This is a genomic window from Micromonospora sp. NPDC049801 (assembly GCF_040656575.1).
Taxonomy (GTDB): domain Bacteria; phylum Actinomycetota; class Actinomycetes; order Mycobacteriales; family Micromonosporaceae; genus Micromonospora.
Genome location: NZ_JBFAMS010000009.1, coordinates 132,185 through 146,179 on the forward strand (window position 1 = coordinate 132,185; position 13,995 = coordinate 146,179).

The window sequence follows — 13,995 nt, forward strand, 5'->3', positions numbered from 1 at the left end:
CGGCGGTCAGCTGTTCCGATGCCACAGATCGCGCAACGCGTCCCAGTTGCCGGCGATCCCGGCCTCACACGGGGTCTCGAAGTACACCGCGCCCAGCCGGTCGTCCCGGTCCCACCAGATGCCGCACATGACCGGCCCGTTCCCGGGGTCGCCGGCGTACTCGACGTAGCTGCCGGTTGCTCCGCTGGAGCCACCCGTGGTCCGCGCGCCCTGCCTGATCCCCGGTGAGAGGGTGCCGGCGAGGAAGGCGAGCTGCTCACGGTAGGCGCGTGCGGCGTCCTTCGTCGTCGTGGACTCGAAAAGTGCGAAGTGGACGAACACGTTGCCGTACCGACAGAAGACATGCCGTTTCTCGTCCTTCGGCAGCTTCGGACCGCCGGCCTCCCGGTCCGAGGCGCAGTCGCCCATCCGGGCGAGCCAGGGCTCGGCGAGCGGCACCAGATCGGGGTCGAACTTCGCCTTGTTGAGGGCGTACTGGGTCTTCTCGAACAGCGGCACCGGAGGGCTGGCCGCAGGCTGCGTCTCGGGCTTCGTGTCACCACCGAGGGCACCGCCACCGAGGAGCCCGGCGCCGGCGGCCACCACCGCGGTCAGGACGAGGGCACCGACCCACAGGCCGGTCCGACTCCGCGGCGGGCGCGCCACCGGGGCGATCCGCCGTCCGCCCGAGGACGAGAGCGGATCGAACGACGGGATCGGTGCGGCGTTGGAGGCGTACGCCGGGGACTGCGGCGCGGCCTTTGCCGGCGTCGGCGCGGGGGAGGCCGGCGCTGCCGACACCGGTTGCGGGGACGCGGACACCGGCTGCCCGGAGACCGGGTTGGCGTGCACCGCCCACGGCAGCTGCGGCGGGTACGCCAGGAGTTCCGGAGCGCCGGAGACCGGGCTCGGCGGTCCGCTGGCCTGCTGCGGCACACCGGACACCGGCGGCGCGGAGACGGGCGGGGAGGAGGCAGGCGGGGCCGACGTGGGCGGGGCGGAGACCGGCAGGTCGGGCACGGGCTGGTAGTCCATGCCGAGGCTCTGGAAGAGCCGCTGCGGCGCGTGCCCCTCCTCGGCCCGGTAGGCCACCCACGGGTGGGCGGCGGACAGGTCGGCGTCCGCGTAGCGGTGACCGCCGACGGCCTGCGCCAGCGCGTTGGCCGCGTTGCCGAAGGCCACCCGCCAGCGCTCGTCGGACGCGGCCACGCCGTCCAGCACCGCCACGGTGGCGAACTGACCCTGCCCGTCCACTGCGGCCCAGGCCTTACCAACCTGGCACGCGCCCAGCATGTGCGTGTACCTGTAGGGGCTCTCCGGCTGCATGCCACTCCTTAGCTCAACCGCCGTGGATCCTACAGAGGTGTCGCCATCTCAGCGTGCCGCCCGCCGGCGGAGCGGCAGGGTGCGGCGCCCTTGCCTACTGAAAGTTTTCATGCATAGAGTCACGGTGTGAATGAAGGAGCGACGGCCGAGCAGGTCCTCGACCTGTTCGACGGGGTACGGCTCACCCCCACCCAGCGCCGGATCGCGCACTGTCTCGTGCAGCACGCGCCGACCGTCGCGTACCTCTCCGCCGCGGAGGTCGCCGAGCTGGCCGGGGTCAGCCAGCCCTCGGTCACCCGATTCGCCGTCGCGCTCGGCCACGACGGCTATCCGGCGCTGCGCCGCCGCCTGCGCGACCTCACCGCCCGCACGACCGGCGGCCCGGCGGACACCGCCAACGAGCTCCAGCAGGCGGTACGCGCCGAGATGGGCAACCTGGACCGGTTGGCCGGACAGCTCGCCGACACCGGCCGGATCGCCGAGACCGGGCGGCTGCTCGCGTCCAGCCGGCCGCTGCCGGTGCTGGGCCTGCGGGCCGCCGCGCCGCTGGCCGCGTACTTCGCCTACTTCGCCGCGAAGGTCCACCCGGACGTGCGGGTGCTCAACGACGGCGGCAGCCTGCTCACCGACCGGCTGGAGCAGGCCGCCGAGGCCGGGGCGTCCGCCGTGCTCGCCTTCGTGCTGCCCCGCTACCCCCGGGAAACCCTGGACGCCCTGCGCGACGCGCGTGCCGCCGGGCTGACCGTCGTGGCGATCACCGACTCGCCGGTCAGCCCGGCCACCGAACACGCCGACGTGGTGCTGCCGGCCGCCGTCGGCGCCCAACTCGTCTTCGACCTGCACACCGCCCCGATGACCCTGGCGATGGTCCTGTTGCAGGCGATCTGCGACGCCGCGCCGGCCGACACCCAGCGCCGCCTGGAGGCGTTCGAAGCCTCCGCGGCCCGCCGACAGTTGTTCCTCGGATGAGGAGGAGACCGGAGATGACCCAGCCCATCCGTGCCGCACGGGGCAGCCAGCTCACCGCCCGTGGCTGGCAGCAGGAGGCCGCCCTGCGGATGCTGATGAACAACCTCGATCCGGAGGTGGCCGAACGCCCCGACGACCTGGTGGTCTACGGCGGGACCGGAAAGGCGGCGCGGGACTGGCCGTCGTACCACGCGTTGGTGCGTACGCTGACCGACCTGCGCGCGGACGAGACGATGCTGGTGCAGTCCGGGCGACCGGTCGGTGTGATGCGTACGCACGAGTGGGCGCCCCGGGTGCTGCTGGCGAACTCCAACCTGGTCGGCGACTGGGCGACCTGGCCCGAGTTCCGTCGCCTGGAACAGCTCGGCCTGACCATGTACGGGCAGATGACCGCCGGCTCGTGGATCTACATCGGCACGCAGGGCATCCTCCAGGGCACCTACGAGACGTTCGCCGCCGTCGCCGCCAAGAGGTTCGGCGGCACCCTGGCCGGGACGCTGACGCTCACCGCCGGGTGCGGCGGGATGGGTGGCGCGCAGCCCCTCGCGGTCACCATGAACGACGGCGTCTGCCTGATCGTCGACGTCGACCGCACCCGTCTGGACCGCCGGGTGCACGACCGCTACCTGGACGAGGTGGCCGACTCCCTGGACGACGCGGTCGCGCGGGTCCGCGCGGCGAAGCGGGACCGGCGCGCGTTGAGCGTCGGAGTCGTCGGCAACGCCGCCGAGGTCTTCCCGGAGCTGCTGGGCCGAGGCGTCGAGATCGACATCGTGACCGACCAGACCAGCGCCCACGACCCGCTGGCGTACCTGCCGGTGGGCGTCGAGCTGGCCGAAGCCCGGGACTACGCCGCGGCGAAGCCCGCCGAGTTCACCGATCGGGCCCGCGCGTCGATGGCACGGCACGTCGAGGCGATGGTCGGGTTCCTCGACGCCGGGGCCGAGGTCTTCGACTACGGCAACTCGATCCGGGGCGAGGCGCAGCTCGGCGGCTACCAGCGGGCGTTCGACTTCCCGGGCTTCGTGCCCGCGTACATCCGCCCGCTGTTCTGCGAGGGCCGGGGACCGTTCCGGTGGGCGGCGCTCTCCGGCGACCCGGCCGACATCGCCGCCACCGACCGGGCCATCCTGGACCTGTTCCCGGAGAACGAGTCCCTGGCCCGCTGGATCAAGCTGGCCGGTGAGCGGGTCGCGTTCCAGGGCCTGCCGGCCCGGATCTGCTGGCTCGGCCAGGGCGAGCGGGACCGGGCGGGCGTGCGGTTCAACGACATGGTCGCCTCCGGTGAGCTCTCCGCGCCGGTGGTGATCGGCCGGGACCATCTGGACACCGGCAGCGTCGCGAGCCCGTACCGGGAGACCGAGGGGATGGCGGACGGCTCCGACGCGATCGCGGACTGGCCGCTGCTGAACGCGCTGGTCAACACCGCCAGCGGGGCGTCCTGGGTGTCCATCCACCACGGCGGGGGTGTCGGCATCGGCCGGTCGATCCACGCCGGGCAGGTCTGTGTGGCCGACGGCACCGCCCTGGCCGGCCAGAAGATCGAGCGGGTGCTCACCAACGACCCGGCGATGGGCGTCATCCGGCACGTCGACGCCGGCTACGACAGCGCCCGCGAGGTCGCCGACCGCACCGGCGTCCGCGTCCCGATGACCGAGCAGTAAGGAAGGGCACCTTGTTATCGGATTTTGTTGAAGAAGGGGCCCTTCCTTTCAGGTTCCGGGCGCTGTGGGACGAGATCGCGCCGGTTGGGCGGGACGCCGGCAGCGGCGGCTACCTGCGGTACGCGCTGACCGAGCCGGAACACCAACTGCGGGCCTGGTTCCGGGCACAGGCCGACCGTCGCGGCCTGCCGGTCACCGAGGACGGCAACGGCAACCTGTTCGCCCACTGGGGTGACCCGGAGGGCGCGGACGCCGTGCTGACCGGGAGTCACTTCGACTCGGTGCCGCACGGCGGGGCGTACGACGGCCCGCTCGGCATCGTCAGCGCGTTCCTCGCCGTGGACGAGCTGCGCGCCGCCGGTGTCACCCCGGTCCGGCCGTTGGTGGTGGCCGCGTTCGTGGAGGAGGAGGGCGCGCGCTTCGGCGTACCCTGCCTGGGGTCGCGGCTGCTCACCGGCGTGCTGGCGGCCGACCGCGCGGCCGGCCTGCGCGACGCGGCCGGGGTGAGCTTCGCCGACGCGCTCGGCGGGCGGCCGGCGGGCGCCCGCCCGGAGCTGCTCGGCCGGTTCGGCGCGTTCGTGGAGCTGCACGTCGAGCAGGGCCGCGCGCTCGTTGACGCGGACGCGCCGGTGGGGGTGGCGAGCGCGATCTGGCCGCACGGCCGCTGGCGTTTCGACGTGGTCGGCGAGGGCAACCACGCGGGTACGACGCGGATGGCCGACCGCCGCGACCCGATGCTCACCTACGCGTTCGGGGTGTTGGCCGCGAACAAGGAGGCCCGGCTGCGTGGGGCGCACGCCACCGTGGGTCGGGTCGCCGTGGAACCCAACGCCACCAACGCGATCCCGTCGAGGGTGACCGGCTGGCTGGACGCGCGCGCCGCCGACCCGGAGACCCTGACCGGGCTGGTCGACGCGGTTCGGGCCAAGCTCGCCGAGCGGTCCCGCCGCGACGGCACGGAGGTGCTGGTCACCGAGGAGTCGGTGACCCCGCTGGTCGCCTTCGACGGCGACCTGGCCGCCCGGCTGGCGACGCTGCTCGACGCGCCGGTGCTGCCCACGGGAGCGGGACACGACGCCGGGGTGCTCGCTGCGTACCTGCCCACGGCGATGCTGTTCGTGCGCAATCCGACCGGGGTGTCGCACTCCCCCGCCGAGTCCGCGAGCGACGACGACTGCGCGGCCGGGGTGCGCGCGCTGGCCCGCGTGCTCGAGGAGCTGACATGCCGCTGACCGCCACCCGCTGGCTCGCCGAGTACGCCTGGCTGCCCGCGCACGCCGAGCCCACGCCCGACGTGCTGATCGAGGTCGAGGACGGTCGGATCAGCGCGGTGACGCCGCTGACCCCCGGGAGCCGGCCGCCGTCCGGGGTCGACGTGTACGCCGACGCCGTGCCGCTGCCCGGCCTGACGCTGCCGGGCCTCGCGAACGCGCACTCGCACGCCTTCCACCGGGCCCTGCGGGGACGCACCCACGGCGGGCGGGGTGACTTCTTCTCCTGGCGGGAGCGCATGTACGCGGTCGCGGACCGGCTCGACCCGGACACCTACCTGGCGCTGGCCCGGGCGGTGTACGCCGAGATGGCGCTTGCCGGGATCACCTGCGTGGGCGAGTTCCACTACCTGCACCACCGGCCCGACGGCGGCGCGTACGACGACCCGAACGCGATGGGCGCGGCGCTGGTCGAGGCTGCCGCGCACGCCGGGGTCCGGCTCACCCTGCTGGACACCTGCTACCTCACTTCCACGGTGGACGGTCAGCCGCTCGCCGGGCCGCAGCGGCGCTTCGGCGACGGCGACGCGGCCGGCTGGGCGCGACGGGCGGGGGCGTTCCAGCCGACGGACTCCCACGTGCGGGTCGGCGCGGCCGTGCACTCGGTCCGGGCGGTGCCCGCCGACCAGCTCCGCGCGGTCGCCGACTGGACCCGCGACCGGCAGGCCCCGCTGCACGTGCACCTCTCCGAGCAGCCCGCCGAGAACGACGAGTGCCGGGCCGTGCACGGGCGTACGCCCACCGCGCTGCTCGCGGAGCACGGGGTGCTCGGGCCGGACACCACCGCCGTCCACGCCACCCATCCGACCAGCGCGGACCTGACCCTGCTCGCCGACAACCGGACCGGCGTGTGCCTCTGCCCCACCACCGAGCGGGACCTCGCCGACGGCATCGGTCCGGCCCGCCGGATGGCCGACGCGGGTATCCGGTTGAGCCTGGGCAGCGACAGTCACGCCGTGGTCGACCTGTTCGAGGAGGCCCGCGCCGTGGAGCTGGACGAACGGCTGCGTACCCGCCGGCGCGGGCACTTCACCCCGGTCGACCTGTTCACCACGGCCACCGCCGCCGGGCACGCCGCGCTGGGGTGGACCGACGCCGGTCGGATCGCCGTCGGCGCCCGCGCCGACCTGGTGACGGTACGACTCGACAGCGCCCGCACCGCCGGCGTACCGCCGATGGGGGCGTTCTTCGCGGCCGGCGCGGCGGACGTCGACCAGGTCATGGTGGACGGTCGCGTGGTGGTGGCCGACGGCCGGCACCTGAGCGTCGACGTCCCGGCCGAGCTGTCGGCGTCGATCGAGGCGGTGACCCCCGCATGAGCAGTCTGCTTGTCGACAACATCGGGGAGCTGGTCACCAACGGCGTCGGCGCGGATCCGCTGGGCATCCGCCGCAGGGCGGCCGTGCTCGTCGAGGAGGATCGGGTGGCCTGGGTCGGGCCGGCCGCGTACGCGCCGGCCGCCGACCACCGGATCGACGTCGGCGGGGCCGCCGTACTGCCCGGCTTCGTGGACAGCCACGCCCACCTGGTCTTCGCCGGGGACCGGGCCGCCGAGTTCGCCGCGCGGATGGCCGGCGAGCCGTACACCGGCGGCGGCATCCGGACCACCGTGGGCGCGACCCGGGCCGCCACCGACGACGAGCTGCGGGCCACCGTGCGCCGGCTACGCGGGGAGGCGCTGCGCCAGGGCACCACGACCATGGAGATCAAGAGTGGGTACGGGCTGAACGTCGCCGACGAGGCCCGCTCGCTGCGGATCGCCGCCGAGACCAGCTCCGAGACCACCTTCCTGGGCGCGCACGTGGTGCCCGCCGAGTACGCCGACCGGCCGGACGACTACGTCGGGCTGGTCTGCGGGCCGATGCTGGCCGCCGCCGCGCCGCACGCGAAGTGGATCGACGTGTTCTGCGAGCGGGGCGCCTTCGACGTCGACCACGCCCGCGCCATCCTCGCCTGCGGCCAGGCCGCCGGGCTGGGCGTACGACTGCACGCCAACCAGCTCGGCCCCGGGCCGGGCGTGCGGCTCGGGGTGGAGTTGGGAGCGGCCAGCGTCGACCACTGCACCCACCTGAGCGACGCCGACGTCGACGCGCTGGCCGGCACGGCCCACACCGACGGGTTCGGGACCACCACCGTCGCCACCCTGCTGCCGGGCGCCGAGTTCTCCACCCGCTCGCCGTACCCGGACGCCCGCCGGCTGCTCGACGCCGGTGTGACCGTGGCCCTGGCGACGGACTGCAACCCCGGTTCGTCGTACACCTCGTCGATGCCCTTCTGCATCGCCCTCGCGGTCCGCGAGATGCGGATGACCCCGGCGGAGGCGGTCTGGGCCGCCACCGCCGGTGGCGCGCGGGCGCTGCGCCGCGACGACCTCGGCGTGCTCACCCCCGGCGCGCGGGCCGACCTCGTCGTCCTGGACGCGCCGTCCTACCTGCATCTGGCCTACCGGCCCGGTGTCCCCCTGATCCGCCAGGTAATTCGCAACGGAGTTCCGCAATGACGCACGTGACCATCCAACCCACCGGGATCACCGCCGACGACGTGCTCGCGGTGGCCCGCGGCACCGCCACGGTGGTCCTCGCTCCGGCCGCCCGGGACGCGATGGCGACCAGCCGCGCGATCGTGGACGGGATCGAGGCCGCCGGACGACCGGTGTACGGCGTCTCGACCGGGTTCGGGGCCCTGGCGAACACCTTCGTCGCGCCGGAGCGGCGGGCCGAGCTGCAACACGCGCTGATCCGTTCGCACGCCGCCGGGGTGGGCGCACCGATGCCCCGCGAGGTGGTCCGCGCCATGATGCTGCTGCGCGTACGCTCGCTCGCCCTGGGCCGCTCCGGGGTCCGGCCGCTGGTCGCCGAGGCCCTCGTCGACCTGCTCAACCACGACATCACCCCGTGGGTGCCGGAGCACGGCTCGCTGGGCGCGTCCGGCGACCTGGCGCCGCTGGCGCACTGCGCGCTGGTGCTGCTCGGTGAGGGCTGGGTGCTGGGCCCGGCCGGCGAGCGGCAGGACGCGGCCGACGTGCTGGCCGCCAACGGGCTCAAGCCGATCGAGCTGGCCGCCAAGGAGGGGCTGGCGCTGATCAACGGCACCGACGGCATGCTCGGCATGCTGCTGCTGGCCATCCACGACGCGGCGCACCTCTTCGCGATGGCGGACGTGACCGCGGCGCTGGCCATCGAGGCGATGCTCGGCTCGGAGCGGCCGTTCCTGCCCGAGCTGCACGCCATCCGGCCGCACCCCGGTCAGGCGGCGTCGGCGGCGAACATCCACCGGCTGTTGCAGGATTCGCGGGTCATGGACTCGCACCGCGACGACCTGGCGCACGCCGTGCAGGACGCGTACTCGATGCGGTGCGCGCCGCAGGTGGCCGGCGCGGCCCGCGACACCCTGGACTTCGTCCGCACGGTCGCGGGCCGGGAGCTGGTGTCCGTGGTGGACAACCCGGTGGTGCTGCCGGACGGTCGGGTCGAGTCGACCGGGAACTTCCACGGCGCACCGCTCGGCTTCGCCGCCGACTTCCTCGCCATCGCCGCCGCCGAGGTGGGTGCGATCGCCGAGCGGCGGGTGGACCGGCTGCTCGACGTGACCCGCTCCCGGGAGCTGCCGGCGTTCCTCTCGCCCGACGCCGGGGTCAACTCCGGGCTGATGATCGCCCAGTACACGGCGGCCGGGATCGTCGCGGAGAACCGGCGGCTGGCCGCGCCCGCGTCGGTGGACTCGCTGCCCACCAGCGGCATGCAGGAGGACCACGTCTCGATGGGCTGGGCGGGGGCCAAGAAGCTGCGCACCGTGCTGGACAACCTCACCAGCCTGCTCGCGGTGGAGCTGCTGGCCGGAGTACGTGGCCTGCAACTGCGCGAACCGCTGGTGCCGTCGCCGGCCGGTCGGGCCGCCGTCGCCGCGCTCGGTGCGGCGGCCGGCGACCCCGGCCCGGACGTGTTCCTCGCCCCGGTGATGGAGGCGGCCCGTGCGGTCGTCGCCGGCCCCGAGCTGCGCGCCGCCATCGAGCGGGAGGTCGGCCCGCTGGGCTGACCTCCACGGGTCGCTGTCGTCCGCCGCGGGTCAGGCGGCGGGCGGCAGGACCTCGCGCCGGTCAGGCGGCGGGCGGCAGGACCTTGGCGACCAGCTTGGCCAGCTCGCGCAGCGCCTTGCCCCGGTGGCTGACCGCGTCCTTCTCGGCCGGGGTCAGCTCGGCGTTGGTCCGGTCCTGGCCGTCGCCCAGGAAGATGGGGTCGTACCCGAATCCGCCGTCGCCACGCGGCGCGCGCAGCACCCGACCGGGCTGCCGGCCGTCGACCAGGTGCTCCTTGCCGCCGGGCAGCACCAGCGCGACCGTGCAGACGAAGGACGCCGCCCGGTGCTCGTCGGGCACGTCGGCGATCTGGTCCAGCACGAGCTGGAGATTGGCCTGGTCGTCGCCGTGCTTACCGGCCCACCGGGCACTGAACACCCCGGGCATCCCGTTCAGCGCGTCCACGGCGATGCCCGAGTCGTCGGCGATCGTCGGCAACCCCGTCCGGCGGCAGCCCTCCCGCGCCTTGATCAGCGCGTTCTCGCCGAAGGTGAGGCCGGTCTCGGGCAGCTCCGGGTACTCCTCGACGTCGTCGAGGCCGAGCAGGGCGATCCGGTGCGCGCCGAGCGCGCCGTCCAGGATCCGCTGAAGCTCCACCAGCTTCTTCCGGTTCCGGGTAGCCAGCAAAACCTTGTTCATGAGGAAAGCGCCTTCCGCTGGGCTTCGGCCAACTCGGCGCACCCGGCCACGGCCAGGTCGAGCAGGCTGTCGAGCTGGTCCCGGGCGAACACGCCCGCCTCACCGGTGCCCTGCACCTCGACGAAGTCGCCCGTGCCGGTGCACACCACGTTCATGTCCACCTCGGCGGCCACGTCCTCTTCGTAGCAGAGGTCCAGGCGCGCCTCGCCGGCGATGATCCCGACGCTGACGGCGGCCACCGAGCGGTGCATGACCTTTTCCGGCTTGCCGGCGAGGGCCTTGCGGGCGGCCAACCAGCCCACCGCGTCGTGCAGCGCCACGTACGCGCCGGTGATCGCGGCGGTCCGGGTACCTCCGTCGGCCTGCAACACGTCGCAGTCGAGCACGATCGAGTTCTCGCCGAGCGCCTTCAGGTCGATGCAGGCGCGCAGGCTGCGACCGATCAGGCGGGAGATCTCGTGGGTACGCCCACCGACCCGGCCCTTGACGCTCTCCCGGTCGGAGCGGGTGTTGGTGGCCCGGGGCAGCATCGCGTACTCGGCGGTCACCCAGCCGAGCCCGGAGCCCTTGCGCCAGCGGGGCACGCCCTCGGTGACGCTCGCCGTGCAGAGCACCCGGGTGCCGCCGAACTCGACGAGCACCGACCCCTCCGGGTGGGTGCTCCAGCCTCGGGTCAGGGTCACCGGTCGGAGTTGAGAGGGCCCTCGCCCGTCAGGTCGCGCCATCCCTGCACCCTATGCGGTGCGGGGATCCACCTCGCCCCGGGTGCCCTGCGGCACGTCCGCGCCGTGTGCCGCCAGGAATCCGGCGACCGCCGCCGGCCACCCGAACTCCTCGGCCCGCGCCCGAGCGGCCCGCCGCCGCTGCGCCTCCGGACGGGCCACGAGGCGCAGCACGGCCTCGGCCAGCGACGCCCCGGAGCCGTACGCGGCCAGCCCCGCCGAGCCGACCACCTCGGGCAACGCGCTCGCGGCGTTCACCACCACGGGAGTGCCGCAGGCCAGCGCCTCCAGCCCGGCCAGGCCGAAGGTCTCCACCGGGCCGGGCGCCAGCACCACGTCCGCGCTCGCGAGCAGCGCGGCCACCGCGGCACGGTCGGGCAGGAAGCCGGTGAACGTGACCGGCAGGCCGGCCGCCCGGCGGGCCAGCGACGCGCGCAGCGGGCCGTCCCCGGCCAGCACGAGCACCGCCGGCACACCGGCCCGGCGCAGCTCGGCGAGGGCTTCGACCGCCAGTTCCGGCCGCTTCTCCGGAGACAACCGCGCGCAGTGTACGAGCAGCAGCTCGGTCGGGTCGGCGTAGCGTTCCCGCAGCCGCGGGTCGGCCCGCTCCGGTCCGAAGGTGTCCAGGTCCACGCCGAGCGGCACCAGGTGGACGTTGTCGGCCCCGATGCGCGCGAACTCCTCGGCCGCCCACCGGGTCGTGCACACGATCCGGTCGTACGCCCGGCTGGTGGCCCGGTTGAGGCGGTCGGCGGTCGGCCGGCGCAGCACGTCCGGCACTCCCCACTGGCCGAGCAGGCCGGTCAGCGACTCGTGCGAGACCATCACCGACGGCACCCCGTGCGCCTTCGCCCAGGCCCCCGTCCAGCGCAGCGAGGACCGGTCGGACACCTCCAGCCGGTCCGGCGTCAGCTCGGTGAGCACCCGGGCCAGCCGCTGCCGGCCGGCCAGCAGCCGGTAACCACCCGTGCCCGGCAGCTCCAGACCCGGCAGGGTGACCACCCGACCCCACGGGTGCCACTCGTGGGTGTTCCGTCGGCCGGGCACCACCAGCACCGGATCGTGTCCCGCCGTGCGGTAGCCCTCGCCGAGGTGCCGCAGCGCCGTACGCAGGCCACCGGAGCGCTCGGTCACGAAGTTCGCGAGCCGGACGATCCGCAGCCCACCGGCTGTCGCCGTCACGACGCGGCCGGCAGGCCGACGGTGGCGGCGTTGGCGCGTACCGCGTGATAGTGCCCGACCAGCTCGTCGCCGACGGCCGCCCAGCTACGCCGGCGCACCGCGGCGCGGGCCGCCACCCCGTACGCCCGCCGCCGGTCGGCGTCCCCGGTCAGCTCGGCCACGGCGGCGGCCAGCGCGTCCCCGTCGCCGGGCGGCACCAGCAGCCCGGTCCGGCCCGAGTCGACCAGGTCGACCGGCCCACCGCTGGCCGGGGCGACCACCGGCACCCCGGACGCCAACGCCTCCTGCACGGTCTGGCCGAACGTCTCGTGCGGACCGGTGTGCGCGAACACGTCCAGGCTGGCATAGAGCCGTGCCAGGTCCTCGCCGTGCCGCACCCCCAGGAACGTGACCCCCGGCAACGCCCGCTCGAGCTGACGACGGGCCGGGCCGTCACCGGCCACCACCACCCGTACGCCCGGCAGCCGGGACGTCGCCGCCAACAGCTCCACCCGCTTCTCCGGGGCCAACCGGCCGACGTAGCCGACCAGCAGCTCCCCGCCCGGGGCCAGCCGACGGCGCAGGTCGGCGCAGCGCTTGGCCGGGTCGAACTGGACGGCGTCGACGCCCCGGCCCCACAACCAGATCCGCTGCACCCCGTTGGCGATCAGATCGGCCGCAGCCCGGGTCGACGGCGCGAGCGTCCGCTGGGCCAGATTGTGGATCTCCCGGAGGCGCCGCCACGCGGCCGCCTCACCCCAGCTCACCCGGTACGCCCTGGCGTAGGCCGCCACGTCGGTCTGGTAGACCGCCACCATCGGCAGCCCGTACCGGTCGGCGAGGGTGGCCGCCCGCGCGCCGAGAACGAACGGGCTCGCCAGGTGCACCACGTCCGGCGCCGCCGACAGCAGCGCCCCCGCCAGCCGGGTACCCGTCGGCACGCCCAGCCGGAAGCCCTGGTAGCGGGGCAACGGCACGCTGGGGATACGCACCACCGGGTACGCCAGACGGTCGACGCCCCGCCGGTCCGCCCCGGCGGGCGCGGGTGCGATGACGACCGGCTCGTGGCCACGGGCCAGCAGGTGCTCGGCCGTACGCACCACGGAGTGCGCGACGCCGTTGACGTCCGGCGGGAACGACTCGGTCACGATGGCGATCCGCATGTCCACACCGTGCGGGTGCCACGGGTGCGCCAGACGACCAGCCGCTGACCGGCCGGCGAACAGTACGGCACAACACCGGGCCATCGACACACCGGACCATCGACGACGCCCACGAAAGCGCCGGGTGGCCGCGAGGCGGTCAGATGTCGTAGCTGGCGCCCGCCCGGACCACTTCGAGCGGCCCGCTGTACGCGCCGGCCGCCGACTCCAGCGTGTGCGCCTCGCTGCCCCAGGCCGCGACCAGGTGGGTCAGCAGCAGACGACCCACCGCCGCCTTCGTCGCGATCTCACCCGCCTCCCGGCCGGTCAGGTGCAGATCCGGCGGATTGTCCACGCCGTCCAGGTAGCTGGCCTCGCACAGGAACACGTCGGCGTTCTGCGCCAGCCGTAGCAACGCGTCGCACTCGGCGGTGTCCGACGAGTAGCACAGCGACCGCCCACCGTGCTCGAGCCGCACGCCGTACGTCTCGACGGGGTGGTTGACCCGGTCGACGGTGACCGTGAAGGGCCCGATCGGGAACGTGCCCGGCTGGAGGGCGTAGAACTGGTAGACGTCGTCGACCGTGCCGTCGTCGCCGTAGGCGGCGCTGAGCCGGTCCGGGGCGCCGGCCGGGGCGTACACCGGCAGCGCCGGGTAGGGGCCCTCGGGGGCGTACCGGCGGACCACCACGTACGTCACCGCGTCGAGGATGTGGTCACAGTGCAGGTGGGTCAGCAGGATCGCGTCCGGAGCGTGCAGCCCCACGTACCGCTGGAGGCTGGACAACGACCCCGAGCCGAAGTCGACCAGGAGCCGGAAACCATCCGCCTCGACGAGGTAGGCGGAGCACGGTGACTCGGGGCCCGGGAAGCTGCCGGCACACCCAAGGACAGTCAGTCGCATCGGGTTTTCTCACTGTCACTGTCGGTAGTATCTCTGCCGGCGGTCGTACCGGCCATGATCTCTACCGACGCGTACGCCACGCTGCGCAGCCTACGCCGGGGTACCCGAGGACAAGAATCATCCGTTGGAAGTTGTCACGAACG

Annotated in this window: 12 protein-coding genes; 6 read left to right on the forward strand and 6 right to left on the reverse strand. The window is 74.3% G+C overall.

The genetic code is table 11. The annotated features are described in order from the left end of the window. Nucleotides 1-6 precede the first annotated feature (6 nt). A complete protein-coding gene (locus AB0I89_RS18215; RefSeq protein ID WP_357127652.1) occupies nucleotides 7-1,305 on the reverse strand; it encodes a hypothetical protein in 1,299 nt (432 codons plus the stop codon). A 126-nt stretch (nucleotides 1,306-1,431) separates the two neighbouring features. Here AB0I89_RS18215 and AB0I89_RS18220 point away from each other — a divergent pair, with 126 nt between their 5' ends. The 6 genes from AB0I89_RS18220 to hutH are packed head-to-tail and all read left to right on the forward strand — an operon-like array spanning nucleotide 1,432 to nucleotide 9,244. After that, the gene (locus AB0I89_RS18220) at nucleotides 1,432-2,274 is read left to right on the forward strand and encodes a MurR/RpiR family transcriptional regulator (protein ID WP_357127655.1); all 843 of its coding nucleotides are present in this window, start codon (nucleotides 1,432-1,434) and stop codon (nucleotides 2,272-2,274) included. A gap of 14 nt (nucleotides 2,275-2,288) precedes the next feature. Further along, on the forward strand, nucleotides 2,289-3,938 hold the full coding sequence (gene hutU, locus AB0I89_RS18225; RefSeq protein ID WP_357127658.1) for a urocanate hydratase: 1,650 nt from the start codon (nucleotides 2,289-2,291) through the stop codon (nucleotides 3,936-3,938). An 11-nt stretch (nucleotides 3,939-3,949) separates the two neighbouring features. After that, entirely contained in the window at nucleotides 3,950-5,170 is a 1,221-nt protein-coding gene (locus AB0I89_RS18230) for an allantoate amidohydrolase (RefSeq protein ID WP_357127661.1), read from the forward strand. After that, nucleotides 5,161-6,528: a formimidoylglutamate deiminase gene (locus tag AB0I89_RS18235; protein WP_357127664.1), complete on the forward strand. Its 1,368-nt coding sequence runs from the start codon at nucleotides 5,161-5,163 to the stop codon at nucleotides 6,526-6,528. Before AB0I89_RS18230 ends, AB0I89_RS18235 begins: the two co-directional genes overlap by 10 nt. After that, the gene (hutI, locus tag AB0I89_RS18240; RefSeq protein ID WP_357127667.1) at nucleotides 6,525-7,709 is read left to right on the forward strand and encodes an imidazolonepropionase; all 1,185 of its coding nucleotides are present in this window, start codon (nucleotides 6,525-6,527) and stop codon (nucleotides 7,707-7,709) included. The genes AB0I89_RS18235 and hutI overlap by 4 nt, the downstream gene beginning before the upstream one ends. Continuing rightward, nucleotides 7,706-9,244: a histidine ammonia-lyase gene (hutH, locus tag AB0I89_RS18245; protein WP_357127669.1), complete on the forward strand. Its 1,539-nt coding sequence runs from the start codon at nucleotides 7,706-7,708 to the stop codon at nucleotides 9,242-9,244. The genes hutI and hutH overlap by 4 nt, the downstream gene beginning before the upstream one ends. Before the next feature lie 61 nt (nucleotides 9,245-9,305). On the opposite strand, the gene rdgB is transcribed toward hutH, so the two are convergent. The 5 genes from rdgB to AB0I89_RS18270 all read right to left on the reverse strand — a co-directional run bounded on the left by rdgB (nucleotide 9,306) and on the right by AB0I89_RS18270 (nucleotide 13,852). After that, nucleotides 9,306-9,923, reverse strand: coding sequence for an RdgB/HAM1 family non-canonical purine NTP pyrophosphatase (gene rdgB, locus AB0I89_RS18250; protein ID WP_355052054.1), 618 nt, complete (start codon nucleotides 9,921-9,923; stop codon nucleotides 9,306-9,308). Next, a complete protein-coding gene (rph, locus tag AB0I89_RS18255; protein WP_357127672.1) occupies nucleotides 9,920-10,648 on the reverse strand; it encodes a ribonuclease PH in 729 nt (242 codons plus the stop codon). Before rph ends, rdgB begins: the two co-directional genes overlap by 4 nt. 9 nt (nucleotides 10,649-10,657) lie before the next feature. After that, nucleotides 10,658-11,827, reverse strand: coding sequence for a glycosyltransferase (locus AB0I89_RS18260; protein ID WP_357127674.1), 1,170 nt, complete (start codon nucleotides 11,825-11,827; stop codon nucleotides 10,658-10,660). Beyond that, the gene (locus AB0I89_RS18265; protein WP_357127677.1) at nucleotides 11,824-12,969 is read right to left on the reverse strand and encodes a glycosyltransferase family 1 protein; all 1,146 of its coding nucleotides are present in this window, start codon (nucleotides 12,967-12,969) and stop codon (nucleotides 11,824-11,826) included. Before AB0I89_RS18265 ends, AB0I89_RS18260 begins: the two co-directional genes overlap by 4 nt. 139 nt (nucleotides 12,970-13,108) lie before the next feature. Next, nucleotides 13,109-13,852 carry an MBL fold metallo-hydrolase gene (locus tag AB0I89_RS18270; protein ID WP_357127680.1) on the reverse strand — a complete coding sequence of 248 codons (744 nt, stop codon included), beginning with the start codon at nucleotides 13,850-13,852 and terminating at the stop codon, nucleotides 13,109-13,111. Between the last annotated feature and the right edge of the window lie 143 nt (nucleotides 13,853-13,995).